The organism is Rivularia sp. UHCC 0363, assembly GCF_034931125.1.
Lineage (GTDB): Bacteria > Cyanobacteriota > Cyanobacteriia > Cyanobacteriales > Nostocaceae > Rivularia.
Genome location: NZ_JAYGHM010000014.1, coordinates 82,967 through 106,984, shown reverse-complemented (window position 1 = coordinate 106,984; position 24,018 = coordinate 82,967). Strand labels below are relative to the sequence as shown.

26 protein-coding genes and 1 pseudogene are annotated in these 24,018 nt (G+C 38.4%); all 27 read right to left on the bottom strand.

The window, feature by feature from the left end:
- Nucleotides 1–7: 7 nt before the first annotated feature.
- The 27 genes and pseudogenes from VB797_RS10600 to VB797_RS10470 all read right to left on the bottom strand — a co-directional run bounded on the left by VB797_RS10600 (nt 8) and on the right by VB797_RS10470 (nt 23,948).
- Nucleotides 8–1,540, bottom strand: a complete 1,533-nt coding sequence (locus VB797_RS10600) for a hypothetical protein (RefSeq protein WP_323237637.1) — start codon at nt 1,538–1,540, stop codon at nt 8–10.
- Nucleotides 1,541–1,552: 12 nt separating this feature from the next.
- Nucleotides 1,553–4,870, bottom strand: a complete 3,318-nt coding sequence (locus tag VB797_RS10595) for a DEAD/DEAH box helicase (protein WP_323237636.1) — start codon at nt 4,868–4,870, stop codon at nt 1,553–1,555.
- Nucleotides 4,867–6,243 carry a protein kinase domain-containing protein gene (locus VB797_RS10590; RefSeq protein ID WP_323237635.1) on the bottom strand — a complete coding sequence of 459 codons (1,377 nt, stop codon included), beginning with the start codon at nt 6,241–6,243 and terminating at the stop codon, nt 4,867–4,869. The genes VB797_RS10595 and VB797_RS10590 overlap by 4 nt, the downstream gene beginning before the upstream one ends.
- On the bottom strand, nt 6,243–6,989 hold the full coding sequence (locus VB797_RS10585; RefSeq protein ID WP_323237634.1) for a protein phosphatase 2C domain-containing protein: 747 nt from the start codon (nt 6,987–6,989) through the stop codon (nt 6,243–6,245). The genes VB797_RS10590 and VB797_RS10585 overlap by 1 nt, the downstream gene beginning before the upstream one ends.
- The gene (locus VB797_RS10580) at nt 6,989–7,642 is read right to left on the bottom strand and encodes a vWA domain-containing protein (RefSeq protein ID WP_323237633.1); all 654 of its coding nucleotides are present in this window, start codon (nt 7,640–7,642) and stop codon (nt 6,989–6,991) included. Before VB797_RS10580 ends, VB797_RS10585 begins: the two co-directional genes overlap by 1 nt.
- 269 nt (nt 7,643–7,911) lie before the next feature.
- Nucleotides 7,912–8,550, bottom strand: coding sequence for a hypothetical protein (locus VB797_RS10575; protein ID WP_323237632.1), 639 nt, complete (start codon nt 8,548–8,550; stop codon nt 7,912–7,914).
- 360 nt (nt 8,551–8,910) lie between these two features.
- A complete protein-coding gene (locus VB797_RS10570) occupies nt 8,911–9,321 on the bottom strand; it encodes a hypothetical protein (protein ID WP_323237631.1) in 411 nt (136 codons plus the stop codon).
- Nucleotides 9,322–9,475: 154 nt separating this feature from the next.
- Nucleotides 9,476–10,720: a hypothetical protein gene (locus VB797_RS10565; protein ID WP_323237630.1), complete on the bottom strand. Its 1,245-nt coding sequence runs from the start codon at nt 10,718–10,720 to the stop codon at nt 9,476–9,478.
- A 177-nt stretch (nt 10,721–10,897) separates the two neighbouring features.
- Complete coding sequence (locus VB797_RS10560; protein ID WP_323237629.1) at nt 10,898–11,053, bottom strand: hypothetical protein; 156 nt, start codon at nt 11,051–11,053, stop codon at nt 10,898–10,900.
- A 68-nt stretch (nt 11,054–11,121) separates the two neighbouring features.
- The gene (locus VB797_RS10555) at nt 11,122–11,544 is read right to left on the bottom strand and encodes a hypothetical protein (protein ID WP_323237628.1); all 423 of its coding nucleotides are present in this window, start codon (nt 11,542–11,544) and stop codon (nt 11,122–11,124) included.
- A 7-nt stretch (nt 11,545–11,551) separates the two neighbouring features.
- Nucleotides 11,552–13,579 (bottom strand): DNA translocase FtsK, encoded by a 2,028-nt coding sequence (locus tag VB797_RS10550; protein WP_323237627.1) that lies wholly within the window; start codon nt 13,577–13,579, stop codon nt 11,552–11,554.
- A gap of 2 nt (nt 13,580–13,581) precedes the next feature.
- The gene (locus VB797_RS10545; protein ID WP_323237626.1) at nt 13,582–14,292 is read right to left on the bottom strand and encodes a hypothetical protein; all 711 of its coding nucleotides are present in this window, start codon (nt 14,290–14,292) and stop codon (nt 13,582–13,584) included.
- Nucleotides 14,293–14,296: 4 nt separating this feature from the next.
- Nucleotides 14,297–14,914: a M23 family metallopeptidase gene (locus VB797_RS10540; RefSeq protein ID WP_323237625.1), complete on the bottom strand. Its 618-nt coding sequence runs from the start codon at nt 14,912–14,914 to the stop codon at nt 14,297–14,299.
- Nucleotides 14,898–15,143, bottom strand: coding sequence for a hypothetical protein (locus VB797_RS10535; protein ID WP_323237624.1), 246 nt, complete (start codon nt 15,141–15,143; stop codon nt 14,898–14,900). Before VB797_RS10535 ends, VB797_RS10540 begins: the two co-directional genes overlap by 17 nt.
- Nucleotides 15,143–15,625, bottom strand: coding sequence for a hypothetical protein (locus tag VB797_RS10530; protein WP_323237623.1), 483 nt, complete (start codon nt 15,623–15,625; stop codon nt 15,143–15,145). Before VB797_RS10530 ends, VB797_RS10535 begins: the two co-directional genes overlap by 1 nt.
- Before the next feature lie 10 nt (nt 15,626–15,635).
- Complete coding sequence (locus VB797_RS10525) at nt 15,636–16,124, bottom strand: hypothetical protein (protein WP_323237622.1); 489 nt, start codon at nt 16,122–16,124, stop codon at nt 15,636–15,638.
- 5 nt (nt 16,125–16,129) lie between these two features.
- Nucleotides 16,130–16,957 carry a phage terminase large subunit family protein gene (locus VB797_RS10520; RefSeq protein WP_323237621.1) on the bottom strand — a complete coding sequence of 276 codons (828 nt, stop codon included), beginning with the start codon at nt 16,955–16,957 and terminating at the stop codon, nt 16,130–16,132.
- A 2-nt stretch (nt 16,958–16,959) separates the two neighbouring features.
- A complete protein-coding gene (locus VB797_RS10515) occupies nt 16,960–17,190 on the bottom strand; it encodes a hypothetical protein (protein WP_323237620.1) in 231 nt (76 codons plus the stop codon).
- Nucleotides 17,177–17,398 (bottom strand): hypothetical protein, encoded by a 222-nt coding sequence (locus VB797_RS10510; protein WP_323237619.1) that lies wholly within the window; start codon nt 17,396–17,398, stop codon nt 17,177–17,179. The genes VB797_RS10515 and VB797_RS10510 overlap by 14 nt, the downstream gene beginning before the upstream one ends.
- Nucleotides 17,399–17,430: 32 nt before the next feature.
- Complete coding sequence (locus VB797_RS10505) at nt 17,431–18,021, bottom strand: hypothetical protein (protein ID WP_323237618.1); 591 nt, start codon at nt 18,019–18,021, stop codon at nt 17,431–17,433.
- A gap of 230 nt (nt 18,022–18,251) precedes the next feature.
- A complete protein-coding gene (locus VB797_RS10500) occupies nt 18,252–19,799 on the bottom strand; it encodes a group II intron reverse transcriptase/maturase (protein ID WP_323237617.1) in 1,548 nt (515 codons plus the stop codon).
- A 575-nt stretch (nt 19,800–20,374) separates the two neighbouring features.
- Nucleotides 20,375–20,584: pseudogene (locus VB797_RS10495) on the bottom strand (hypothetical protein); the annotation flags it as partial.
- A 289-nt stretch (nt 20,585–20,873) separates the two neighbouring features.
- Nucleotides 20,874–21,152: a hypothetical protein gene (locus VB797_RS10490; RefSeq protein ID WP_323237616.1), complete on the bottom strand. Its 279-nt coding sequence runs from the start codon at nt 21,150–21,152 to the stop codon at nt 20,874–20,876.
- Between the two features lie 281 nt (nt 21,153–21,433).
- On the bottom strand, nt 21,434–21,676 hold the full coding sequence (locus tag VB797_RS10485; protein ID WP_323237615.1) for a hypothetical protein: 243 nt from the start codon (nt 21,674–21,676) through the stop codon (nt 21,434–21,436).
- 426 nt (nt 21,677–22,102) lie between these two features.
- Complete coding sequence (locus VB797_RS10480) at nt 22,103–22,450, bottom strand: hypothetical protein (protein WP_323237614.1); 348 nt, start codon at nt 22,448–22,450, stop codon at nt 22,103–22,105.
- Between the two features lie 459 nt (nt 22,451–22,909).
- Nucleotides 22,910–23,554: a type I restriction endonuclease subunit R gene (locus VB797_RS10475; protein ID WP_323237613.1), complete on the bottom strand. Its 645-nt coding sequence runs from the start codon at nt 23,552–23,554 to the stop codon at nt 22,910–22,912.
- Nucleotides 23,555–23,600: 46 nt separating this feature from the next.
- Nucleotides 23,601–23,948, bottom strand: coding sequence for a hypothetical protein (locus VB797_RS10470; RefSeq protein WP_323237612.1), 348 nt, complete (start codon nt 23,946–23,948; stop codon nt 23,601–23,603).
- Nucleotides 23,949–24,018: the final 70 nt, after the last annotated feature.

The window sequence follows — 24,018 nt, the reverse complement described above, 5'->3', positions numbered from 1 at the left end:
AAGTTATCTATAGTTGATAATTAAGTTCTAACATTCTGGCAACGAATTCATAAACTGTCGATATTTGTTGCGATACTTCTGTTAATTCTAACCGCTGGCTTGTAGAATGACCGCTTTTATCGCGTAATTCAGCCAAGGTATTTAACCTAATTAACATATCTGGTGCTTCTTGAGCTACCAAATACAAGGGATGATTACTATGATTTCGAGCAGTTAATAAAGCAGCTAAAAGATGAGAGCGTAAAGAACCTTCACCATAATCACTAGCAGACTTGATTTTCCCACACTTGACGTAGAGTAAAGTATTGGGAAGAGGTATATCAAAACCTAATTTATCCGCAATTCCGTTAAGAATACTTTGATTATATTCTCTATCGTTCTTAGATATTATTTTCCAATTATCATTTGTGGGATATTTATTCCTAACAATTAGGAGAAGTCTTTCAAGAGTTTTCTGAGCTTTTATCAAAATGTCATCTAGTTTATCTGTTAAATACTTTTGATTCTCCAGATTTTTGGCTTCTACATGACTTCTTTCCATAGCCAATAAATCATCAAATAAATCATCCCATTTGCGTATATCTAAAGTTAGTTTATCTTCAACTCGGGATACAGCTTCATCATTAATCATTTGCATAAAATCATTAAAATTTGTACCCGATTCATCCGCATACTCAGCAATCATTTCTTGAATCAGTTTTTGTAAACCTCTCAAGGTAGAATTTTTCTTGATTTGAATTTCTAACTTTCTCCTGAGTCTGGGACTATCTCCCAATCCAAAAGGGTCACAAATATTCCAACTTGTAGAAGTAAATTCGTTTTCTGGTAAATAAATAAAAGTCGAAAGCCATACAGGAATTGGTTCTTCTTCAACAAAGGATATGCGTTTTAAATCAGGTACTTGTTCAAAATTCCATGCATCTTCATCATCATCTCTATCTTCGGAATTTTGATATCGTAATGCTTTACTATGTTTTCTAACTGCTTGTAAAATTTCTGATGCAGAAGGTTGTTTTTTGATAGTATTATCTACAGGTAAAGGCATATAAGCTCGTTGGTAATTTGGCTTTCCTGTAGTACCAAATACTAAATCTGGATAACCATCGTTATTGTATTTCACATCAATATATTCTTGACGCTCCATAAAACGGGGAAATAATTCTCCCGTCCAAACATCTTGAAAAATAAACCCAGCTACTAAGTCTTGTGTTTCTAAGTTTTCTGTTTCTAAAATATCTAATCCTTTATCAGTTAATAAACCTTGACGATTGATAAATCCTCTATCTGATAACTGTTTAATTATCAACGCAGCCAAATCACTTCCAATATCGAGTTTTTCTCCTATTTCTACAGCAGTAAATGCTCCTACACGACACATTCCTAAAACTGCTTTTTCGAGAATATTGATTTTTCTAGTACTAACTCTTGGTGCGACTACTCGATAACACCATGCTGGTAAAAGTAAATACCGTCGCTTGCTCCAGCGAGTAGAAGAACGGGGATTATAATTAATTATCTGTGTCTCTTTTTTAAAATCCATATTCGCAAAATATCAAATTATTTGACCGCATGATTGTTGACAAAGTTGATAAAAATCGACCAGTTCTCTTACAGCTAATGGTGCATTTTCTGTTTTTACCATTCCTAAGTCTCCTACAGTAATTAAAAGACGTTGTTGACGGCTCATTGCGACACAGAGACGGTTTTCTAACATTAAAAAGCCGTATTTTTTTGGATATAATTCTTCACTAGCTGCGTTGATATCATTGCTGCGAGTAATTGAGAGAAAAACCACATCAAATTCCTTTCCTTGAAAAGCATCTACTGTTCCCACTCTCAACCTTTCCACAATTTTACCTTCGTGATTTCTGGTTTCTCGGTAAGCAGAAACAATTTGATAATTTCCCTCATCTGTTAATTCCGCTATTCCCACATGACAAAGTGCTTTCCAAACTTCTGTAACTTGTGCCGAATAAAAGGCGATAATACCAAACGTCAGCCGCGTATCATGGTCAATTAAATGTTTCAACTCTTGAGCAATTCGTTTCGCTTCTATAGGACGAGATTTACTTCTTCCTTGAATTTCTTTACCAGCGTTTAATGGAACATTTAGCCAAGCTGCAACGATATTCTCATAACCGGGTAAATAATGAACGAATTCTTCTTCAACTCTACCCGCACGAATCGGCGGTTCTCCGTGATATTCGTAAAATGTTCTACTAACAAAATCTCCTAAAATAGGATGCATTCGATACTGAGCATCTAAAGTAACTGTTCTCTTGATACCATCATGCTTTTCTAATTCTTTCATCTGAAGGAATAACCGTTCAAAAAGACTTTTTCTTAATGCATTTTTGGTGACTTCTGTAGATTGTCCCAATTGACGTTCTATATCTTCTTCAAGAATATGAGGAAGTTGACGGTGGTCCCCGACAAGAATAATTCTTCTTTCGGCTTTAGACATGGGAATAAATAAATCAAGGGGGTTAGCTCTTGCTGCTTCATCTACTATTACTGTCTCGAATACAGCTTCATGGCTACCCGTCACCGACTGCATTTGTTTACCTGATGACTGCTGACAAGTAGCTGCCAGAACTACCGTGTAATCGCGCAGCATTTCTCTAACACCTTCAGGGTCAGTTTTTAAGTCTTCCAAATACTCAGATAAAACTGCTTCTACACCTGCTTTTGATTGGCGAACTCTTTGATACATTTCTTCTCTGACTTGATTAAGTAAATGCTCAATTTCTGGGTCAGCAATAGGAGTAGTAACGGGAACTTTTTGAGGAATTAATTTTTCTAATAATTTTTCCCGCAGCGATGCTAATTTATCCAAAAACGGCGGCATTTCTTCTTCCAACCAGTCCGCAGCATCTTGTAAAAGTTGCTTTTGGGAAGCATCTAAAATTTGCAACGGCTCCAAACGGCGAAGTGCTTTCATTGCTTGTAATGAACCATCATCAGAAAATGCTACTGGCTGGATTCTCAGAGATTTTACTGCTTTTAATGCTAAATCTCGTTCTTCTGAGTTTTCTGTATTTTGCAGGTCATATCCTTTAGACAGTCTGCTTTTGTATTCCAATAATTTATCGCTCAACTCACTTTTTATCTTTCCTTTAGTCAGTTCAAATATTTCTTTTATTAAAGTCGCCGTTTGTTCTCTGGTGCCGGGAGTTAAGATGTAACTTGAAACCCGATTCTGTACTTCTCGTAAATTAGCACTTTCCGGTAATTCCGGGAATGCGGCTAACTCTGCTTCCAAAGATTCGATGCGCGATCGCCGCCAGCGATCCACATTATCCGCAGTTTCATTACCTTGTGTTTTCCCACCTATCCTCACTGCTGGAAGTCCAAACACAACAGACTTTTCAGCGGCATTTTCCACAGCATCATGTTGGTAACTTGTCAACAGTAACCGATGAGATACACTGTTACCACAATCTTCACTAATTTCTGCTAATCTTACTTGCAAAGCACTAATGACTTTGGTTTTTCCCGTACCTGGGGGACCTTGAATTAAAGCGATATCGGGAGTATTCAAAGCTACTTGCAAAGCTTCTTGCTGTCGAGAAGTTGGAGAACCATTAAAAACTTTTTTGGTATCGGGAGAAAGCGGTTTATGTTGACGAGTACGACGGGTAGGAACGCGCTGATTTTCTAAAATTAACCCTAACTGTGGCATCGGACATTGAGCAGTTCTGATAAGTTGTTCTGCTTTATTACGACGTGTTAAACGAGTCACATCTCCTTGGAGTGAAATAAACAAAAAGCCTTTTTTGGGAGGAGATAAATCATCATCTAGATTTGCAGGGGCAATATCAATAGTAGTACGAGATAAACTTACATTTTCTATCTGTCCGACAAAAGATTTTGTTTGACTTTTGCTTTCTTTATCTAGACTAAAATTTGGCTGAAACTCGCTAGCTTCTACAGAAAAATTTGTTGCTCCTACAAGCATTCTCAGGCTTTGTTCTAAATGATTTTCTGGTACCAAGTGAAATCTGTAATTACCATTTGGTAAGAATTTATAGTTGTTATAGCTTACCCATTTAAACTGTTGGGCTTTATCAACAATGCTATCAATCTCTAGTTGATTATAATCTTTCCAAAGTGCTAAATAACTTTCTGATTTTTCAACAATTGAATCTAACTCATTACGAGTATCTTTTCGGATAGTACCTGCTAGTGAAATATCGCAAAAAGAAAACTTTGCTTCTACCAATACAATCGGTCGCTGCTCGTTATAATCCTTGGGTTGTCTTGCACTTTGTATGCTGTCAATAATTAGCTTATCATTTGAATTGCGGCGGATATTAATAGTTCTTCCCGTTCCATATAAACGAAATGTATTTTCTAAGCCGTTATGGATTATTTTACCTGCCTGAAGTAGCGCACGCTTACCCCCATCTTCTTTCAATTCTGGAAGCAAAAATTGTCCTGTCAGCCATCCGATAATTTTCTCAACTGGTTCTTTCTTATTCAGATGTCTGTCGCGAATATCTTCAACAATTTTTTCATCGATACCAATTTGTAAATCATCAGGTAATAAAAACTTTTGAGGAAATTCATGTATCTGTATCATCAAAGTTGTTGGTGATTTCTTCGGAAGTATCAAAGCCACCCAACATAAACGCGGTAAATTTCGCTCAATAATTCCTTGTAAAATATTTTTATTCTTTTGATCCGTTCCTCTAATCTCCCAAATATCTTCTTTGGAGTGACGTAGGAGAATTTCACCAGTATTTTCTGGCTGATATAAGAAAACTTCGTTTTTAACAGCTAATATATCTGTTCCTGTAAAAGCATTACGCTCTCTTTGTTCGACTTCCACGGTGTAAACCAGTCCGCTTTGAACATCGCTGATTCTCATACATTTTCTCCTGGAAACAGATAAAAACTAGCAAGACGATGGGAGCAATCAAGACTGTTGAAATGTAAGAGCCAAGAACCGTCTCTTCCAGTTTTTGCAGGAAAGCGTACCCATTTTTCCCGTACTTCCTTCTCTATTTGAGTTCCTTCAGATGTCAACCAGAAACATTGACCGTTAAGACTGCGTACTTTAATATTTTCTCCTTCTAAAACAAGTTCAATATTAGGATTATGACTATCTATACCAGTTCTACCGCTAATAATTCTATTAGTTAAAATTAAAGGCTCAGAAGAATTTAAAGCGAGAATTTGTAAAGGTTTTTGTTCTTTAAAACGTCCTTGTAGCATTTCCCAGCGTTGAATTGCAACTCGAACAAAAGTAGGTCTGGGATAATCGCACCAGGGACAATTTTTTTGATTTATGTAATATGTACTATTACATTGCGGGCAGCAAATAGTACAATCTGCTGCTGAATATAGTCTTTCAGCCCATTGTCCAACACCTGGTCTTTTAGAAGGTTGATTAAGACCTATTCCAAAACATTTTTTTGATAATTCTATTAGATATGGGGAAAGAACAATATCTCTCGGAAATCCCTGAGTAGTTGAGTTTTTATCATCTTCGGAGTCATCAATCCAAGGTAATTTTCCTTCCAAGGCTTGTGTTTCTAATTCGGGTTCTCCATCGTTAACCATATCCCCCATTAATGGGTGAACCAGAGATAAAGCTTTAAATGTTATAACAGCAAAAGCATGAGCATCAGTAAGAGTATTAACACCCGACTTTCCCGTAACTAATTCCGGTGCGCCAAATTCGGGAGTATAAACATTTATGGAAGATGAGGAACTGCTATCTTGAAGATTGTCAGCATCAATAAAACGGATAATATCATTATTGTTAACATCAGCAGATATAAAGATGTTATTAGGTGAAGGGTCGCTATAAACGAGTGCTTTACCGTGTAACTGAGCTAAACTTTCTGCACAACGCGCTAGTAATAATAAACGACGGCGAAGTCCCCCACCTTCCAAATACCATTCAACTAAGCAATTCGTATTTTTAGGAATATTAATTAGTTTGCTAATAGGAACCATGTCAGTCAAAAGTTCCATCACATAGCCAAGATATGGAGCTTCTAACATATATGTCGGACGTGCGACGAAAAGTTTTTCTATGTCATACAACATCTTTACCGATGTTAGTTGCTGTCTTAAAGCTTTACGACGTGCAGGGGAACGGTCAAAAATTATTTTTACTGCATAATTACCATTTTTTACAGCAAAAACAGCACCTTGTCCTCCGCGACCTAATTCTTTACCCAGTTGATATACATTTCTAAATTCGTCTACTACTCTTTTATTTTGCTCTGTCATTAAACTGCACCTCCCAAATCATTTCGATGCCAAAGAACCGCCAAAGTCTTATCATCTAGGTGTTTGGGTGTAGACCAATTTCGCAACTCATGACATAAAGCTCTCCACCTGGTTGCGGGTTCCATATAAGCGAATTCTTCTACGACACATTTGATAAAATCTCCTACCTGCTCCCCTATCAAATCGTCTGCTATCCCATCAGTAGCTAATAAAACAGCAGCCCCAGGAGCTAAACTTGGTCTAGTGATTACAGACCATTCTTTGGTTGACTTTGCTATACCCAAAGCCGTAGTTTGATTGCAAAACCCGGTACGCTCATCACCAATTAGAACAACTTTGCCATCGCTTTCCCTTATTGCGGCGATTCCATCCCCTAATTTTGCTACAAGTACTTCCCCAGAGGGAACAACCACAGCAAATACGCAAGTGGCAGCACTATCTTCCTCACTAATAGGTAATACCCGCATTCCCCACAGTATATGTACTAACCGTAATAACATTACTGGCGACGCACCTTTAATTTTTGCCCAGTATTGCAGTGCATCTTTTACCGCTCGACAAGCCATACGCGCTCCAGTGCGAGCATTTGGCTTAGAACCCATGCCATCACTAACTACAATAGCGGTACCAAAACTACCACGCATAACTTCCCAAGCATCTTCATTTGGACGACCTTCACGTTTGTGAAGCGGTCCTTTTACAGAAGCACCAAAGCATTGCACCTGAGTTAATAATTTCTGTGCCATCAGAACATTTCTAGGTCTTCAACATTACCAAAGTCTTTAATAGATACAGTATTGGGACTCACACTTCTAGAACGACTTGTCACGCTTATTGTTACCCAACGGAAGAACTGCCGAATTTGATGTGCTTCATCAGCGCGAAATACTGGTATATCTTGCTGCTGTTGATTTTGCAAAAATTCCTTTAGCACCTCATAGTCAGCATCCGAACCAATAGCCATCGACAAGCGCAATGCTTTAGAAGCTCTGGGGGAGTCGAGTAATTCCCGTAGCGGTTGTTTCCAGTCATCTGTGAGATGACCTGTTTGATTAGTCGGTTGACCGTCAGAAACCAAAACAATAGTAGGATGATAATCCCGGCTAGCTATTTGATTTTTATCTTCTACAATACCCTGAACTACCTCAAAAGCTTCTCCCATAGGTGTAGAACCAATCGCTTCCATATCAGTCCATTCAACCTCGGATGCAGCTTGCAAAGGTAGATGGATGTTAGCTCCACCTCTACCGAAAGTCACCACCGCAATATGGATTTCGGCACGAACATCTTCCTCCTCTTGGAAAGAAGAAATCATTTCGGCGATCGCCCTGTTAAGTGTTTCTATCTTGCCATCAACGCTCATACTCCCGCTAACATCTGCAAGGATTATGACAGGCATCTTTTTAGCAGCAGAAACAGTATATTTACTAAACTTGCCCATTTCAAGAATTATATTTTTATAAATTCAAACATCTTTTATTGGCGCTATGACCAATAAATTATGTAAGTATATTTGAAGGCTATACCCATGTTTAAAACAAATAAGCATAGTAAGACTAAGCTAAAAGTAACACTTTATTAAATTTTACAACTACCGGATTATCACCGAGATATCTTGAAACTTTACGGATTAGATAATAATTGAATTATGGTAAAAATATCCATAGATTAAAAGAAAACAGCATCTAGAGTAACCATTCCTCGAATTTCATTTAAAATATCTATATGATTAATAGACCTACAAAGGTTGATAAAATTTTTGTAAGCATTTGTATTAGGTAAAATTACTGTAGTTTGATTGATTTCAAAATTAAAATCGTCAGGAATGCGCCACTCCCGCTCATGAGTCCAATCAATTACATTAGTATCATCACTTAGTTCTAATCTCACAACCCGCCACAATTCATGACTCGATAAATAGTTTTTGGCATCTTGAGTATTATCATAAATTACTGGTCTTCCACCCTGACGATAAATATATGGCTTTGGAAACATTAATCCTGCACCCACATAACGCACCTTCGCTTGAGGATTTTTACTCCGATATTCTTGTTCTGAATAAATATTTTGTGATAACTGATAAAGTGGTGTGTCTTGGAAACAAACTGCTTTTCTTGCTCCACAGATAAGACCCGATTTAGTGGAACTACCAATCAAGCATTGTTCTTGAATAATTTTCATTAAGACTTCAATCGAACTAAATTCTTTACCATTTATATTTTTAGGTCTAGTTAAATGTATAAGATGTCCTGTTAAATCGGAGCGTGAAGCAATTCTCTGTTTCCAATTTTCTATTGTATAGGGCATAATATTTTCAATATAGCTTTGTGTAAGATTTATTTAGCTTTTGTACCTTAGCTAATCCCACCAATCTTAGTATTCCCATAAATTAAGTTAAACGAACACTTCTTAATAATTCGTATTTTAGTTAAGTAATATAGAAGTATATTGGGTTTTTTAAAGGAGTATATTTTGTCGTACACCTTCCAAACTAATACTTCATTTAAAAAAACATTTTGTTCTATTAAAACTAAATTTTTAGTTATTTTAATAAGTTAAATTATTTAAGATTCCTCACCAACACTTGAGTAATAGCTTCTAAGTAAAATTAAAAAAATAGTATCATAAAATTTATCCTTCGTCTTACGGAGCTAATTTACAAATCGTTTATTTCAATGCAACTGCAATATCCGAGTACAAGTATCCTTGACTAAGTAAAAAGTCGGCTAAACCTTTTATCTTTCCTCTTTTATAAGCAGTGGAATAACCTTTGATTTGCCGTTGCTTACAAAACAAGCGTAGGTTTCGGATACCCAAATCAATTAACAACTCAGCTTGTTTCTGCTTCTCAACAATTGTTATTGCTTCTTCTTTTATTGGTTGAATTATTTCCGATTCGGATTGTATATTAGTCACTTCAACCCAATCTAACTTGCAATCTGCTGTAAGATGTTGCTCACAATCGTAAGTTAGATAGCATAAAAGCCCAAATATCAAACAAAACAAAAAGATAGGAAACAATAAATCGTTGATAGTACAAACAATTTCGGGAGTTGTGATAAATTGAGTTGTGAACATTGCGATTTCCTCTAATTAATAACAATTGGGTAGCGGTTATCGATTACTACCCAGTAGTGGGGGAAAATCCCCCGTGCTGAGTAGTTCGTTACCGCCACTAATAACTAGAAATTAGAGGTGGAGGTTTCATTCATATTTAAGAAGAAAATTCAAGCTAAGAATCTAATTCATCCACGCCGTTATACAAAAAGTCAATCAACGTAGATAAATTGTAATTGTCTTTAAGCTTTGGAGGGCAAGCAGGGTTCAGGGCAAAAAAGGGTTCGCCATTATGTAAAAAAGTATGGACAACATTTGAGTCTTTCTCTTTTACAAATATCTTAAAATCATCCACACTAATTGTTGCATCTGCTCCTATTAGAAAAAGACTTGCTTTTTCGATAAAATCAGCGTGTGAATAATCATGCTGAAATTGTCGCTCTTGACGCAAGAAGTAGACATAATCAACAATATTTCCCTCTTCAAGCCCAGCTAGCCTATTAGAATAAGGAAGAAGCTTTCCATCAAAATCAAAGCTAAATTGACCATAGGTTTGAGGATGGAATAAACTAAGAAAATCGTCATACTTAAAAATTTTCCAACCATCTAATTTTTGAGCTAATGATGCAATAACTGCATCATCTTCATAAGGACGAAGCGCTTTCCTTTTATCCCAGTTTTTATCAGGACAATCGACTCCATCCCATCCATAAGGGTAGATACCGCAAACGATTTTATCTTCGCCGTGTAAATTTTGACATCCTTTGCAAGATTGCAAGTTGGAGGGATTAAAATCTCCTCCTTGACGTGCATGAATATACGAACGATGAATGTCCAAGTGTTCGCGTAATGCCTCTTCTGTTAATGGTTGATATGACGAAAAGGTTTTACCTACCAAACCTGGGTTAATTTCACTTTGATTTTCGTGGATTAACGCCAAATCTTCTTCATTCTCAGTAAGTACGCAATTGCATAGGTTGATTGAATTTGATTGCATACGAGGAGCAACCATCAACCTGTTAATTGATGGATTCCCTTTGATTTCCACGAAATAATAGGTGTAAACGCAAGGCTTTTTCACCTTTTCTTCTGGCTCACTTGCTAGTTTAAGGCTTGTAAATGATAACAGTTGATTACTTGATACTTCTTCCTCGCTCAATTCCTCATGCAACTTTTTTGAAACTGATGCTAATGCGAAAGCGGAGCTAATACTTCCCACGCCAACCGTAGATGAGATTAAAGCAAAACGCCACACATGATTCCAAGTATTTCCTTGCCGAACAATACCGCACTTTTGCAGTGAGTATCCTCCTACAGCAACAACTGCGGTAATACAGCCACTAAATACAGCAATCAGACAAGATGCGCCAAGAAAACAGCTAGCTTCATCCAAAAAACTTGATAATCTTCTTCGTAACATATGAACCTCCATACATTGTGTTTTAACTAATATTTATTAGCCCCGCACAACGCAGGATATGAAAACTTTTTAGTCAAACCTACTATCTACTAAAAGTGCGGTATTTTTAATAGCAATTAATTCGAGTTCGGTATCCTTAAAAGCTCCCAATGGCAATAGCAAGAATCGAACTTACTTTTACTCACCAGAACTGCCGGGTACCTCGCTTAAAATTAAATCAACTTTAGGCAATGCATCAATTGCCGTCTTCAATTCCTTCTCCTTCCCCAATCCATCTATTCGCTTTTTTATGACCATAGGTAGAAACTGTTCCCCAATTGGAGGTATCAGCATAATAATTCAACGCTTATAAGGCACAACAGAGGGCTTCTTTATTCTTGTTTATTTCTTCTTTCATAAAACTATGAATTCAATAAATATTGCTCAAGCTTTGTGGATAGAAAATTATTAGATAGTAAAAAATTATCTAACAAAAATTCAGGAGTAGGGGATAGTCGTATTATTACAACATCATTACCAGAACAACGATGATAATAATGAACTACCGGCGATTGAATTACTGTCAAATTATCATTACGAATTGCTTTAGCACTAACTAAACCATCCATAATGAATTTTGCAGCTGCCGCCGTATTATCAGCATCTCTACCAAAGTTACGTAAATACCAATGAAATTCAATCCAAATTTTATCATTTAAGGTAAATCCACAGTTCTTAACAAAGTTAGCGATTTTATTTGTCCACTGCTTTTTTAATTTATTACTTGGTTGCCAACCACTACGGGCAGTATTGATAATTTCATTCATAGTTGGCGGTAAGGGCATTTTAAGTTCATATATCATCTTCTTCACACCCTTGACTACTTAAAAAATTTTCTACAACAGTTCGATATTTTTTGTACGATTTACCGTCATATCGAGAAATATTAAATATTGCTTTAACTATCTCATCAACACGATAATTCCTTCTATATAAATTTAATATCGAGTTTTTGGATTCATCATCGAGCTTTATCTCAAAGCCAAAGCTATTATCAAATTTTGCTTTATTATCTTTATGGCTGAAGTTTATATTTCTAGAAAAAGTAAACTCTTCAATATCTTCTGGTTTCCACGCATTATAAATATCTTCCTGATTTATTGCTTCTTCCAAAAGCTTTTTAAAATATTCCGGTTCTTCTGCATCGCCGACATAAAGAGCTTGAAGCCGTACAATTTTGGTAGAAGTTTTATATAAAAAATCTCCATAGCCCAATAAGTTAGCAGCCAAGGTATTATCGTCGCCCAAGATAATACAGCTATCTTCCGGACGAGTAGTCGCAAATGCCGTTTTGGCAGGGAAATTACTCCGAATTAAAGGATTAATAACGTTTTTATCTGGACGTTGGGTGTAAAGCATTATGTGAATCCCCGCACCCCCAGCCTTAGCTAAAAGTTTCATCATGTCCAATTCAATAGCGTCGCAGTAATCTTTGTCAGTTAGCAAGTCAAAACATTCGTCTGCCCATGTCGCTATCCGAGTCATAATTAAATCTGGGTAATGCTTGCGATTGAATTCGGCTATCGTCTCTACACCTACCTTCTCAAACTCCCGATATCGGGCTTCCATATGCTCCACCAGCAAACTAAATAATTTGGCGCTAGATTCAGCATCTTTAGCTACGGGTGCAATTAGGTGAGGTAACTTAGAAAATTTGCTAAAAGTAACTCGCTTAACATCTGACAAAGCCAGTTGAACTACCGACGGGGGGTAACGACGTGCTAGGTAAAGTATCGCTGCTTTCTCAAATTGTGATTTACCCCCACGAGTTCTTCCACCACCAAGAATATGAGTAACGTTTTCGTCAGAGAGCGGGATATCAACATATTTCCCATCAACACCAACACCACCGGGGATGACAATATTGTGTATATCTATTGGTGAAGAGAAATCAGCGTAATCTTTGAAATAAACAATTTCTCTATACCTACGGGGGACATCAATAGCAGCACCTCCAGGAACAACAGACACCATTGGTGGGGTGTCCATATTCAAAGTGTCTCCAAGTTGCTGCACAAAGTCGTTACCAAAATCTTGAATTTTCTTAAATGACACCCCTTTACCCAATTTTATTTTGATGCGGTTAAAGGTGGGACCGCATTGTGCATCAATATATTCTGCTGCTATCTTAAATTCGGCTAAGGTATCTACAATCAGCTTTCCTGATTCGGAAGTTGTTATGTTCGGTTGTTCGATATCTGTTTTAGCAGATTCCAATGCCTCAATTGGCTCCACACCTTGAGCCTTGGATATCATTACCGCTGCGCGATCGCAATACTTGATTATCGTTTCATCAGTAGTTGAGCGGGCAATATCAATGAACCACTTAATCGGTTTATTGTCACAAAATGCCCTGTAAAGATGTTGCAGTATTATCCGATATGCAACTTCTTTATATGCAAAGTTTTTAATAGTCTCGCACTTTTTAATTAATTCATCAATATCAAGTTTAACTAGTTCGCTATGTACGTTATCTAATTCCCATGCGGAAGGAATGCGATTGATATTTATATAACGCAGTGCATACTTAGCAAACTCAAATTGCTCCAAGTTGCAGCTATTTGATAATTGATTTAGTATTGCTTCGTCGTTCTTATTTTGGTTTACTAAATAAAATATATAGTTAAATAATTCTGATAAATTGTTAAAATCACGCTCATTCTGCTCGTTATTGAAATCTAAATTATCAATAATAGCAATCGCATTGTCGTGTAAACTATCGGGCAAATTAGCAATAGTTGTTTCTAATATTTCATCTTTACTCATGCCACTGTCATGAGCATGAACTATAGCTTTATATATATAATTATCTAGTTCCATGACTAAATTACTCCGCGATTAATTAGTACTTCATTGATTGCCAATCGTCTGCGGTTTTGGTCAATATCAATGCATCCACGCTTCCATTGCGTTGAATTTCGAGGATAAGCAGCAAGCCTTGATATGTAATATGGTTCTCTACTACAAATGTTGAACAAGCCGGACGCACTTAAATTGAATGCATCAATTCGGGAGCGACGAATAGCATCATCAATAGATAATCCAAAGGATATATTATTTGCATAAATTTGAGGAAAATTATCGCTAACTCTAGGTGCTGCTTGATTCCATAAATCTACGGCATTAATATAGGCAGCAGTATGTTTATTTACATCAAGATTATGCTGTTGAAATAATTTATTTAATCGCGGTAAACGAGATTTTATTCGATGCAAACAGCCGCGATTTGCACCATCAATATCACCCGCTTTACTTTTACCGTAGTCGCTACAAAAGCCTTGATTTAATACTCGCTTACCTCCTATTTTTGATGGGTCAATATGACCATAATATAATGAGGTAAATTGACCATTTTTTTCGCAGTTCCCCTCAGCGCGGCAAATAGCAACATTACCGGGACTTTCAACATTAGCAAACAGTTTTTCAGCATTATTCCTATCTATGTAGCTGAAACCTTGATTGATTGATAATCCAAATAAAGGGGAGGACAGGATTAATAAAGATAAGATTGTGAGGTGATGGGGACGAATCATTTTTTTATCTTCGGCGTTGCTGTAGATAGGGACGCGGGTTTACTGGCTTATTATTTAGCCTCACCTCAAAATGTAAATGCGGTCCGGTGGAAAATCCCGTACTTCCCACCTCCCCAATCATTTGTCCTGTTACAACTCGTTGTCCTTTTCTTACAGAAAGCGCCTTCGCATGACCGTAAAGGGTTGACTTTCCCGCACCGTGATTGATGATAACAGCTTTACCATAACCACCTCTGGAACCAGCAAACTCAACTAAGCCTGCTTCAAAAGCATAAATTGGAGTACCTTCATCAGCTTTAAAATCAATACCGGAATGAAATTTACGTTCTCCAGTAAGGGGATGAATTCTCCAACCAAAGCCGCTCGTGATAGGTGAACCTTTTATCGTGGGAAAAGCTGTACTTTCTGATTCGGTCACGTTATTCGTAGTTTTTGCAAGTTGTTGGAGTAATCGAATCGGGAGTTGAGACTCAACCCATCCAGAAAATTGGGGAAACGCGATCGCCATACATAAAACCAAAGTAGAAAAACCATATTTCCAATTAGGGGAAATTGGATTTACTACCGCAGATCCTTTTGTATTCGTATCGGTAGTACTACTAAAATCAATCAGGAGTCGCATTGTGGCAGCCAAATCTAGCTTGAAGAACTGCTTCTAAGTCATTGTCAGGAAGGGAGCAATCCGGTTTTTGAGAAGGTGTTGTGGAAGTCTTTTTATTATTTAGTCTCGGCAACCTGACATAAATATTGGATAGTTTAATATTAGGCTGCCAAAACTTTAAGTATCCAGGTTGGGCTACATCAGCAAAGAATAAGCATAGTACCAGCCAAAATGTAATGCGGACAAACATTAGTCAACCAAATCCACAACTGGAGTTAGATTGGGCAAGTTCTCCGGCGTTAATTTAATCTCTCTATTCTGTACATAACCAGGTCCTGAATAATTACCATTGAGCATAAAGTTAATTCCACCAATTGCCAGCCATATCATTACGATGGCAATACCTACGGGAGAAGCAATAACGTCCTTGAGCCAGTAAAAGATATACCAAAAGTACCGGAGATTGTTGTGCGGATGAAAACGGTCTGCTCTCCAAATATCGGTAACAGGAATATGAATCTCCGGTACTCGTTGCACGTTTGGTCTATTTACGTGGTGTACTGTAACGGGTTGTTGCTCGTAACCTGTCGATGACGGTTCTACGTTGATAGTCGGTTGCTGATATTGCTGTTGACTCGCTTGTTGCAACATTTGCGATAATTGCTGCTGTGTTGCTAATTGACCGGGTTGAGAATAGTCAACGTTAAAATCTCTACGTCTATTGTTTGCCATGAATTATCTCCTATTTGTCAGTCCAATAATCTTCTTCTTCTAAAGCATTCTTGAATTGTTCGGGCGTTATCGGCACGCTACCGTCGGCAGTACGACGACGAAATTGAACTAAGTTTTGAAATTCGGGCTTAACACTTTCATATTGCTGGGATTGAATTGGTTCCATGTCGGGGATTGCAACATCATCGTTTAATTTTTGACTGTCGATTTCGGGTATAGATGGGGTAAGAGGTGTAATTGGAGCCTCAGTTGAATCAATACCAAGGTCAATGTTGGAGTTGTATTCCCAAATTGCCCAACCAATTAACCCGATGCTTGCTGCAAAAAATACTCCACCCGATAACCAATTCAAATTAGCTCCCGGAGATTTCATCATCGCAACAGCGGGACGCGATGAATCACCAACACTCGTCTTTATAGGAACCCGCTGCATGGCACCCAACACGTTAAACAGCGAAAGCACGAAACATATACCCGCGCCAATAAATTTGACATACACATCTATTAATCTCCTTTATCTTGTTTTGATTTTTTTAATTGCTGCAATTTCAACCTTCTCAGACGTAACGATTCGGCTATCCGTTGACGTATTATCGGTACTTCTGATAACTGCCGCACGGGGTCTTTATACCCTTGCACCCGCAAATAATTAGCTTGGGATAGAGCGTAAGGTTCTTGTACCGTTTGGATTTGCGTTACCATCTGATTCAAGTCAACAATCGGTCTATTTTGTAGATTCTCAGCATAATCTATGGCTTCTAACTTACCTAAAAGCAAAACCGCAGCACCACCCGTACTCAACTTTTGCTCAACTCTAGTACCATCAGTTTTGGTATAGCTATAGGTAAAAGTATTATTACCCGCTGCCACCTCAACCAAAGCATCCATCGTATCCTGCTTGGTAATAGCCAGTGCTGCCATGTGGTGCAATCTAAAAAAAGCTGATTTTTCATTACTCTGCTGGTTGTTAATATTTTGCAATATTTCTCCACTCCATTGCGCCGCAGCTAATTGCCGCCACCCCGTTAGCGTTACTTCTCCATCAACACTGGAGTTTTGTAACTCGTCGGGATGGAAGTCGGTGCGGGTAAGTTTTTCAATATAAACCCGCCGTCGGGAATCTACAATTTCTTTAGCGCGAGTAATAGCAGAAACACTAGATGGAACTTCACCGCGTCTACCTACAATAATTGCAGCAGCAGCCAGCACCGAACCCAGTCCAACCGTCGCACAACACACCCACAACACTATATCGATTTTTCTGCTGCGCTTTTTAGGTATAGCATTCGTATTACTCGAATTAAATTTGTCTCTTTTAGGAAGTAGCTGCATGGCTATAACCCGTTATCAATTATTAAATAGAGAGGTTCTCTTGAATAAGCTGCAAAAGTTGAACGCAGCATACAAACCCAAGCTCCACCAACAACTGCGCCCATCAGCAATAACAAAGGATTCAATGCAAGTGCTGCACCGACTCCCATCATTTGCCCTACAAATCCGCTGATACCGCATCCAGTCAATATTCCGCCACCAATATTAATTAAAAAATCTTTAATTGCTCTCATGATTACTAAATTCCCTGGTTATCTTTAAAATCAAAGTAAGCGCGATCGCAATTCCAACCAAGCCACCGAACAACGAACTACCAATAACTTTGGGTACATTTATTTCTTGTGGAGGAGATAACACGAATCCCGCTACCATCCCGGAAAAATTACCCAAAAACACAATCCCCATTCCCTGCATCGCTACAACCTTATATTGATTTGTCATTTGAGCAAGGTAAGAATCGCATATCGGCATCATCAAGGTGATGACTTCTCTGGCAAGGATTTTGTCTTGTGGCGAGATTTCAATTGTTGGGGCTGTATCGCTAACGATGGATGCGGCTCCTCCCCCCAATTGACTTTGCCGAAAAAATCGTTGTCGATGCGCTCGTAAATCTTGTTTTGATTTTCTTCTAATTCTGTAGATGTTTCTTGAGTTCCGTTAAATAACAAATCCTCCAACATTAAGGTAGAAGATTCGATAACTACTTTATGACGCAATGCTGCTAGCTGTTTTCCTCTAGCAACATCTGAATGCAGTAATTTAACAAAACTATTAGTTGATGCTTCTGAGGGTTTTACACCAAATCTTTGCTCAATATACTCATCTTCATTAAATTCATGCTCCTTACCCGAACGCTCATCGCGCATTTGTAACAAATGATTGGCAGCTTCTTCTAATGACATATTTTCAGCCGCAGCAACTTGTTTTAATTGAATCAGATGCTCTTCTACATCAGGTTTGAGAGTATTATCTTTATTTATTTTTAACTCTAATATTTGACATACTTTAGCTACTATTTCAGGGGTGGTTTGCAAACTTTGAGCTACTGCGTTGATGTGCTTCATTTCTTTCTATCCTCCTAATTACAACTTTTACAATTGGGTTTTGTTGTTCTTCTTCAGGAATATGCTTAGTCAAAAAATCGTACAAGCTAAGTCCGTTTGTTTGACGCATAAACTTATCTAATCCACCAGCAGGAATTACTTTGTGATTGAGTCGATGGAGGGTATTATCCCTCGCACCTCTCAGTTAGATCCGTGCGTACCCGTTTCCGTGTACACGGCTCCCGATATTCTTAAGCTTTGCGGCTTTTGCTCATGTGAATATAATCATGGCAAGACTCGTGTATCGCCACTAGATTTTTTGTTTTCCAGTTGTTATGATTACCGTCAATGTGATGTAAGTGAACTCGCTCTTCGCTTGTAAATTTCAAACCACATTTTGCACATGAATGGTTTTGCCTTTTAAGGGCTTTAGAGGTATGTCCGTCATATAACTTGCTGTTGCGTTGGCTCCAGTAGGTTATATCTCTGTCATAAGGAGATTTATTTCCTATAACCATGACGTGTTTGCTTTCGGAGTAGGAGACTTTTGGGAACGCTTTTTCTATCAACCTAGTGGTAGATTCTTTAGTGTTCTTGGTTTCCTTGTTGAATACCTTAAATGCTCTGTGATTGATGTGCCATAGTGAAAACCTTGAGCCATCCATCTTGCAGAATTTATGGTAGTTTCTCCAGCCTCTAACTATTGGTGCAAGCTTTTGGGCTTTTACCTTGGAACCATAATTCGAGTTATTGACGATTTTCTTAACTTTCTCACGGAATTGTTTGAAGTTGTCCACTGAGGGAGTACTTCTAAATTTTCCGTTGCTTTGTACTTTGAAGTGCCAGCCTAGAAAGTCAAATCCCGAAGTCGCGGCGGTTATCTTTGTTTTTTTCTCACTTACCTTCATTCCTCTATCAGCTAGGAATTGACTGATTCTTCCAAGTATCTCGTTCGCATCATCTTCAGGTCTGAGAATTATTACCATGTCATCCGCATAACGGATTGATGGTTCTATCATCTTACCGTTGATACCTTTGTATCTATGAATACTTTCAATACCGTTTAATGCGATGTTAGCTAATAGCGGACTCGCCACTCCACCTTGCGGTGTACCTTGTTCCGGGAATTCTGGATTTATTCCTGCTTTTAAGCATCGGAATATTCCTGACTTGATGCCTTTAGGGGCTATGAGGTTATCCATTATTGCGGTGTGACTTATCCTATCGAAGCATTTTTCAATATCGAGTTCTATGACTCGCTTATTTATTCCGTTGCTAGTTGAGCGCAGGTTAGTGAATAGGATTCTCTGAGCATCATGTGCTGAGCGTCCCGGTCTAAAACCATAGCTTTTTGCATGGAAAGTTGCCTCGTGTGCAGGTTCTAGGGCGTATTTAGCTAGGCATTGCCATGCTCTGTCTGCCATAGTTGGAATTTTCAGCATTCTGGTAGTTCCATCTTTTTTAAGAATGGGTATACTACGTAGCTTCTGGTGATGCCAGTTGTTACTAGTCTTCTTCAAAAGTGCTTCCAGTTCAAATCTCTCTTTAAAATTAAGAGATTTTTTACCGTCTACACCTGCTGTTTTCTTGCCTGCGTTTAGCTGAGTTACTTGACGTATAGCCAAAAATCTAGCCGCTTTGGACTTCAGAATAAGCTTTTGAAGTGACAAAGCTTTACGCTTGTCTCCTACTCGAATAGCTTTGAACACCCTGCATTGAAGGCGAAATAAGTCTTTACGGAATTTCTTCCAGTTTAGATTCTTCCAAGATTCACTAGTAGTTTTACTGTGCCTAATCATGCTCTACTTCCGCTAAGTGTTTTCTGAATACCTTGCAGCAATTACGCCGCATCCTACCCGAATCAAAGGGATTCCGTATCTCGTCTTACCTACCTGGGGTTCGACTGCCCCAAGACCTTTGATTCGTTTTTATTCGTTCCCTCAGATGATGAAGCATCATTTGATTGCCTCTTTTTGTTCCGTTAGGTGTAGCCAATTTAACCATCGGATACCCTGGATTCTTGCTGCTACTATTTAGAGGGTGCAGCGGGTATAATCTCCGATGAAGTCAAGGTTTTTGTGTCATGCCTTGCTTACGAGTAGGTTACTTTTCTAGGCTCAGTTTCACCGTAGGAACTCCCTGTTAGCACCAGTGTCAACCCATGACAGTCGTCTGATTGCGCCCTGTTCCCAGCTTCACTCTACAAGAATCGAGCCTGTTCGGTGTGGGCAGATAAGGAGTCACGCTTGAATCTAGCGGGTAGGACTTTCACCTACATCAACCTGAGAGTTCAGTGCTTAACACGTGGTTAAGTTTCACTGGCTTAGTTATGTACGGACTGATTACCGTGATTCACTAAACAACGAATCGCACCTAAATACTCTTCGTGAGTCAGCCGTCTTATCTTTGTCGCTACATAAAAAAGGTCGGCAATTTCTACTGCATCTAAAGCAAAGTAGCCGCCACGCTTTTTCGGCTTAACTATTCCCGCATATGGGTACCAGTACTGTAATGCCGCAATTGAAATCCCATATCTTTGGGATAGAGACTTTTGCGTATAAATAATGTTTTCTTCACATTTCATCGAAATTCAAAAAATACTTTAAGCAAGATAAACTCTCTTGAAAACTTGGCGACAAGAGTTGTGAACTTATTTTTATTACACAAGTCTTGTTGCTTTGGTTGAAGTTAAAATCAATTCAATCGGAACTTAAGTCGCTGTACTTTACACATATCATATAGACATAGATTTAGAAGCTTCACAAGGAAAATTGCATATTCAAGCAAACTTTCTGAGTTTTCGGAATTTGTAGTTTTAAGAAAAATTATCGTTTACTCTGGTATTTGTTTGACCTTCATGGTTTCGCCTGGGTTTACATCATGTTGAAGTCCCAAAAACTCAGCGTATCGGCTTGGACTCCAACTAATGTTGCTATAACTTGATTATCTTCAACGCTAATTAAGGTATTATCAGCGTTGTCGTTCGTACCTTGTGTAATGGTAAGTTGTTCAAAACTCAAACCATCTGCTAATCCGAAATAATCTTCACCGATAACAAAATCGTATATTGTATCAGTTCCGCTATTAGGTGCGAGGACAAACATATCAATTCCACTAGCACCGTACAACGAATCATTAATAGAGACTCCCACCCAAATCTTCACCTGTGACAGCTATTGTGTTATGGAGAATTGGGATGCGGCAGGACATCCCAGCGAAGTCCGGGATGGAGAATTTGGTGGTCGAGTTGTAGTTGAACAGAAACGCCAGTTTACAGATAAAGAGAGATAAGTTATAAGAGCATAGTAAGTTTTTACTATCGGGAAGGCGGCGGGTTTAAGCCCTCTCCGTCGCTACGCGCACGACCGACCATCGCCCTTCCATACCCCTTGCTTGTAACTATAGTTCCCGTCTTAGATTTTGCGATCGCTATCTATTCGTGCATCTTTTTTTCTTCAAAGGTATTTATAGAGCGATACGCCGTAGGCATCGACTTCGTAAGACATAAATGCGATATTGGTTTGTACGGGCTGGCTCCAAGGCAATCGGCACGCGCCCTGGAAGGACGATCGCGGAGCGTCGGCAAAACGGTTGATCTGCGTAAAGCAGCTTCCTCTTGACGGTTGCTGCTTTTAATAACTATTAATCCATCAATTCCAACACTGACGGAAACCACCGCAACTGCTGGATTGTTTTGTTATTTCTACTCGCTTCTTGCAAAATCACCTTACCGTGCTGCTTGCCTAGTTCGGTTGGTAAATACAGCGGCTGCCCATCCTTCTTTGCTGTTGGACTAGGTTCGAGTCAACAGTACCAAAGCAAAATACACAGGCGATCGATCGCTTCACTAATCTCTTTCGCTGTTGGCTGTTGAACGCTTAACTCTTCTTATGGTTGAGAAGTTGGTTGCTGCCAACCTTTAATTTGCTGCATTCAAATTCTGATACCAGTAGCTATGAAAGCTTTGCAAGCGAATCTTGCTTGTTCGGTGCAATATCTCCCAGCATCGAACAAGCAAGATTCGAGGATAATAGTGATCGCTCCCTCTAATCTTTCCCAAAGGGTTGTCCCCAGCGCGTCCAGTTTTTTTATTGAACGGACTTTAACGATTTTTTTGCGTTTGAGCAATTTCGGTTAGTTTTTGAAAAAATTCTTCTCTAGTAATTTCAGAATTCAAAACTTGGTCGTGATCAGCTTTTAACTTGTTTTGAGCTTCAATATCAAAATTTACAATGCTTTGGGGACTCATCATTCCAACAACGCCATCTTCGTCCATAGGTAAGCTTCTAAGAAAACTCCGATAATATTTTGAATCGTGCTTTTTATTCCACTCATCAAGTGGAAAAGTTTTAATCGGATCAAATATTTCAAGTGCAACTCTACGCGCATCAGCTTCAGTATTCCATACCGTTAAACTGTCAAATCTTGTCGCTCCCGGTGGTTGTGCCATTACTAACCACTTACCAGACCTTTTTGACTGCTCTACCCAAGTATAAGAAAAACCTTTTTCACCAGGATTAGTTTCGGTAACTACACAGCAGTATCTGTCTTCGTTGTCGCTAAGAACTTGAAAGTTTAAGTTTGGGTTGCTAATTGCTAAATCATTAGCAACTCGTTTTAAAATTGCAAATCTTTTCTTGGTAGTATGAAATACTGGTATTAAATTGCGATTCGCTTTGAGATTGTTTAATAAGTAACTCGATTTGAGTCTTGATACTTGAATAAGCTTTGTCTGGTTTTGGATTTGGATTAAAGCCCTTAGACATAAGCACTCATAAAATTAACTGCTATATTTCATGTCTTTAATAATATGTCGATGGATAGTAATGTAATTTGTGGGTTGTTGCACAATTAGGACAAATACTATGTGATTTTGCAAAATGTGGGTTGTAAAGACCCAATTAGTAAATTAATTTTCCTTAGTTTCAGCAACTGCATTACCCAATCTTTTGAGAATCTTGAGAACAATATCCAGCTCGTGGTTGACCGGGAGCAGAGAGTAAGCCCGTGAAAAACCGTATAGGGGCTGTTCGGCGCTGAAATCCAATTTGAGAAAAATAAATTCATCTCCATTGGTAGCTAGTCCAAAAGCTAGATTACCTTGTCGTGGCTGGGCAAGCATATAGGCAAAGAGTTGGGGAAGGGCAACACCTACAGGAATCGCGCTTCGTTTGGATTCAAGCGATAGAATCCATAAATTATTGTTAACTACTAAGGTGTCAATAAAACCACGGAGAGTTTCTACCGTATCATCAATAACTAGTTCTACTCCGAAGGGAGAACGGATTTGGTATGGCTCGTCAAGAAATCCGGCTAGTTCCAGAAGTGGGGACACAATAAGCAAATTAACAGTACCTTCCAGAAGGAAGCCGTCTTCTTGCTGGTAATCAAACCGCTTCTTAATCTTGCCAACTCCGGCTTTTTCTTCCTGGGATAATTCTTGCAACTCCTCGGATAACTCGCTGAAAAATGCCAGGTCTTTGGATTGTTCTAAGTTGAAGCTTCTTTTTAAATCTTTGAAGCTTTTGATTCTATCGGTGACGGCTAAGGTCATTTATAATAATTATCTATAAAGGTAGTACAATGATACTGTAATTTATTTAAATAGGAATATCCCCGAATTTTTGAATCAATTCTGGAGTCATACTCGCCTTAGTCATTTGCAAGAAAGCTTGTATAGTTTCCTCAGCTTTAGCGCAAACACTTTCTACTGATTGGGTTTCCAAGTCTTTTGCTAAATGCTTGAGGATTACTATAGCAAACTTTTCACTTTCAGCTTCAGCATTTTCTTTGATAGGAATCAAAAGGTGGTGCTTAGGATTTGTGATGATTGCAAAAACGGGGCTTGAGATATAGCTGAAAAAACTTTCTGTTTCAGCGAATTCTTCCATTTTCCTAGCAACCTGGGCTGGTACCTTCTCGTCTTGGCAGAAAAGTTTAAAAAGCATCTAGAATCCTCAGAAGACCTCGAATGTATTTTTGAAATAGTCAAAAGCCAACATGAGTATTGAAGCGCAT

Excerpts from the sequence above, each read along its gene's own strand:
- VB797_RS10540 (WP_323237625.1), bottom strand. The coding sequence starts at position 14,914 with ATGCGACTCCTGATTGATTTTAGTAGTACTACCGATACGAATACAAAA.
- VB797_RS10520 (WP_323237621.1), bottom strand. The coding sequence starts at position 16,957 with ATGCAGCTACTTCCTAAAAGAGACAAATTTAATTCGAGTAATACGAAT.
- VB797_RS10550 (WP_323237627.1), bottom strand. The coding sequence starts at position 13,579 with ATGGAACTAGATAATTATATATATAAAGCTATAGTTCATGCTCATGAC.
- VB797_RS10595 (WP_323237636.1), bottom strand. The coding sequence starts at position 4,870 with ATGAGAATCAGCGATGTTCAAAGCGGACTGGTTTACACCGTGGAAGTC.
- VB797_RS10585 (WP_323237634.1), bottom strand. The coding sequence starts at position 6,989 with ATGGCACAGAAATTATTAACTCAGGTGCAATGCTTTGGTGCTTCTGTA.
- VB797_RS10570 (WP_323237631.1), bottom strand. The coding sequence starts at position 9,321 with ATGTTCACAACTCAATTTATCACAACTCCCGAAATTGTTTGTACTATC.
- VB797_RS10575 (WP_323237632.1), bottom strand. The coding sequence starts at position 8,550 with ATGCCCTATACAATAGAAAATTGGAAACAGAGAATTGCTTCACGCTCC.
- VB797_RS10565 (WP_323237630.1), bottom strand. The coding sequence starts at position 10,720 with ATGTTACGAAGAAGATTATCAAGTTTTTTGGATGAAGCTAGCTGTTTT.
- VB797_RS10515 (WP_323237620.1), bottom strand. The coding sequence starts at position 17,190 with ATGAGAGCAATTAAAGATTTTTTAATTAATATTGGTGGCGGAATATTG.
- VB797_RS10600 (WP_323237637.1), bottom strand. The coding sequence starts at position 1,540 with ATGGATTTTAAAAAAGAGACACAGATAATTAATTATAATCCCCGTTCT.
- VB797_RS10475 (WP_323237613.1), bottom strand. The coding sequence starts at position 23,554 with ATGACCTTAGCCGTCACCGATAGAATCAAAAGCTTCAAAGATTTAAAA.
- VB797_RS10530 (WP_323237623.1), bottom strand. The coding sequence starts at position 15,625 with ATGGCAAACAATAGACGTAGAGATTTTAACGTTGACTATTCTCAACCC.
- VB797_RS10590 (WP_323237635.1), bottom strand. The coding sequence starts at position 6,243 with ATGACAGAGCAAAATAAAAGAGTAGTAGACGAATTTAGAAATGTATAT.
- VB797_RS10470 (WP_323237612.1), bottom strand. The coding sequence starts at position 23,948 with ATGCTTTTTAAACTTTTCTGCCAAGACGAGAAGGTACCAGCCCAGGTT.
- VB797_RS10580 (WP_323237633.1), bottom strand. The coding sequence starts at position 7,642 with ATGCCTGTCATAATCCTTGCAGATGTTAGCGGGAGTATGAGCGTTGAT.
- VB797_RS10500 (WP_323237617.1), bottom strand. The coding sequence starts at position 19,799 with ATGATTAGGCACAGTAAAACTACTAGTGAATCTTGGAAGAATCTAAAC.
- VB797_RS10535 (WP_323237624.1), bottom strand. The coding sequence starts at position 15,143 with ATGTTTGTCCGCATTACATTTTGGCTGGTACTATGCTTATTCTTTGCT.
- VB797_RS10545 (WP_323237626.1), bottom strand. The coding sequence starts at position 14,292 with ATGATTCGTCCCCATCACCTCACAATCTTATCTTTATTAATCCTGTCC.
- VB797_RS10480 (WP_323237614.1), bottom strand. The coding sequence starts at position 22,450 with ATGGCACAACCACCGGGAGCGACAAGATTTGACAGTTTAACGGTATGG.
- VB797_RS10505 (WP_323237618.1), bottom strand. The coding sequence starts at position 18,021 with ATGAAGCACATCAACGCAGTAGCTCAAAGTTTGCAAACCACCCCTGAA.
- VB797_RS10555 (WP_323237628.1), bottom strand. The coding sequence starts at position 11,544 with ATGCCCTTACCGCCAACTATGAATGAAATTATCAATACTGCCCGTAGT.
- VB797_RS10560 (WP_323237629.1), bottom strand. The coding sequence starts at position 11,053 with ATGCTGATACCTCCAATTGGGGAACAGTTTCTACCTATGGTCATAAAA.
- VB797_RS10510 (WP_323237619.1), bottom strand. The coding sequence starts at position 17,398 with ATGACAAATCAATATAAGGTTGTAGCGATGCAGGGAATGGGGATTGTG.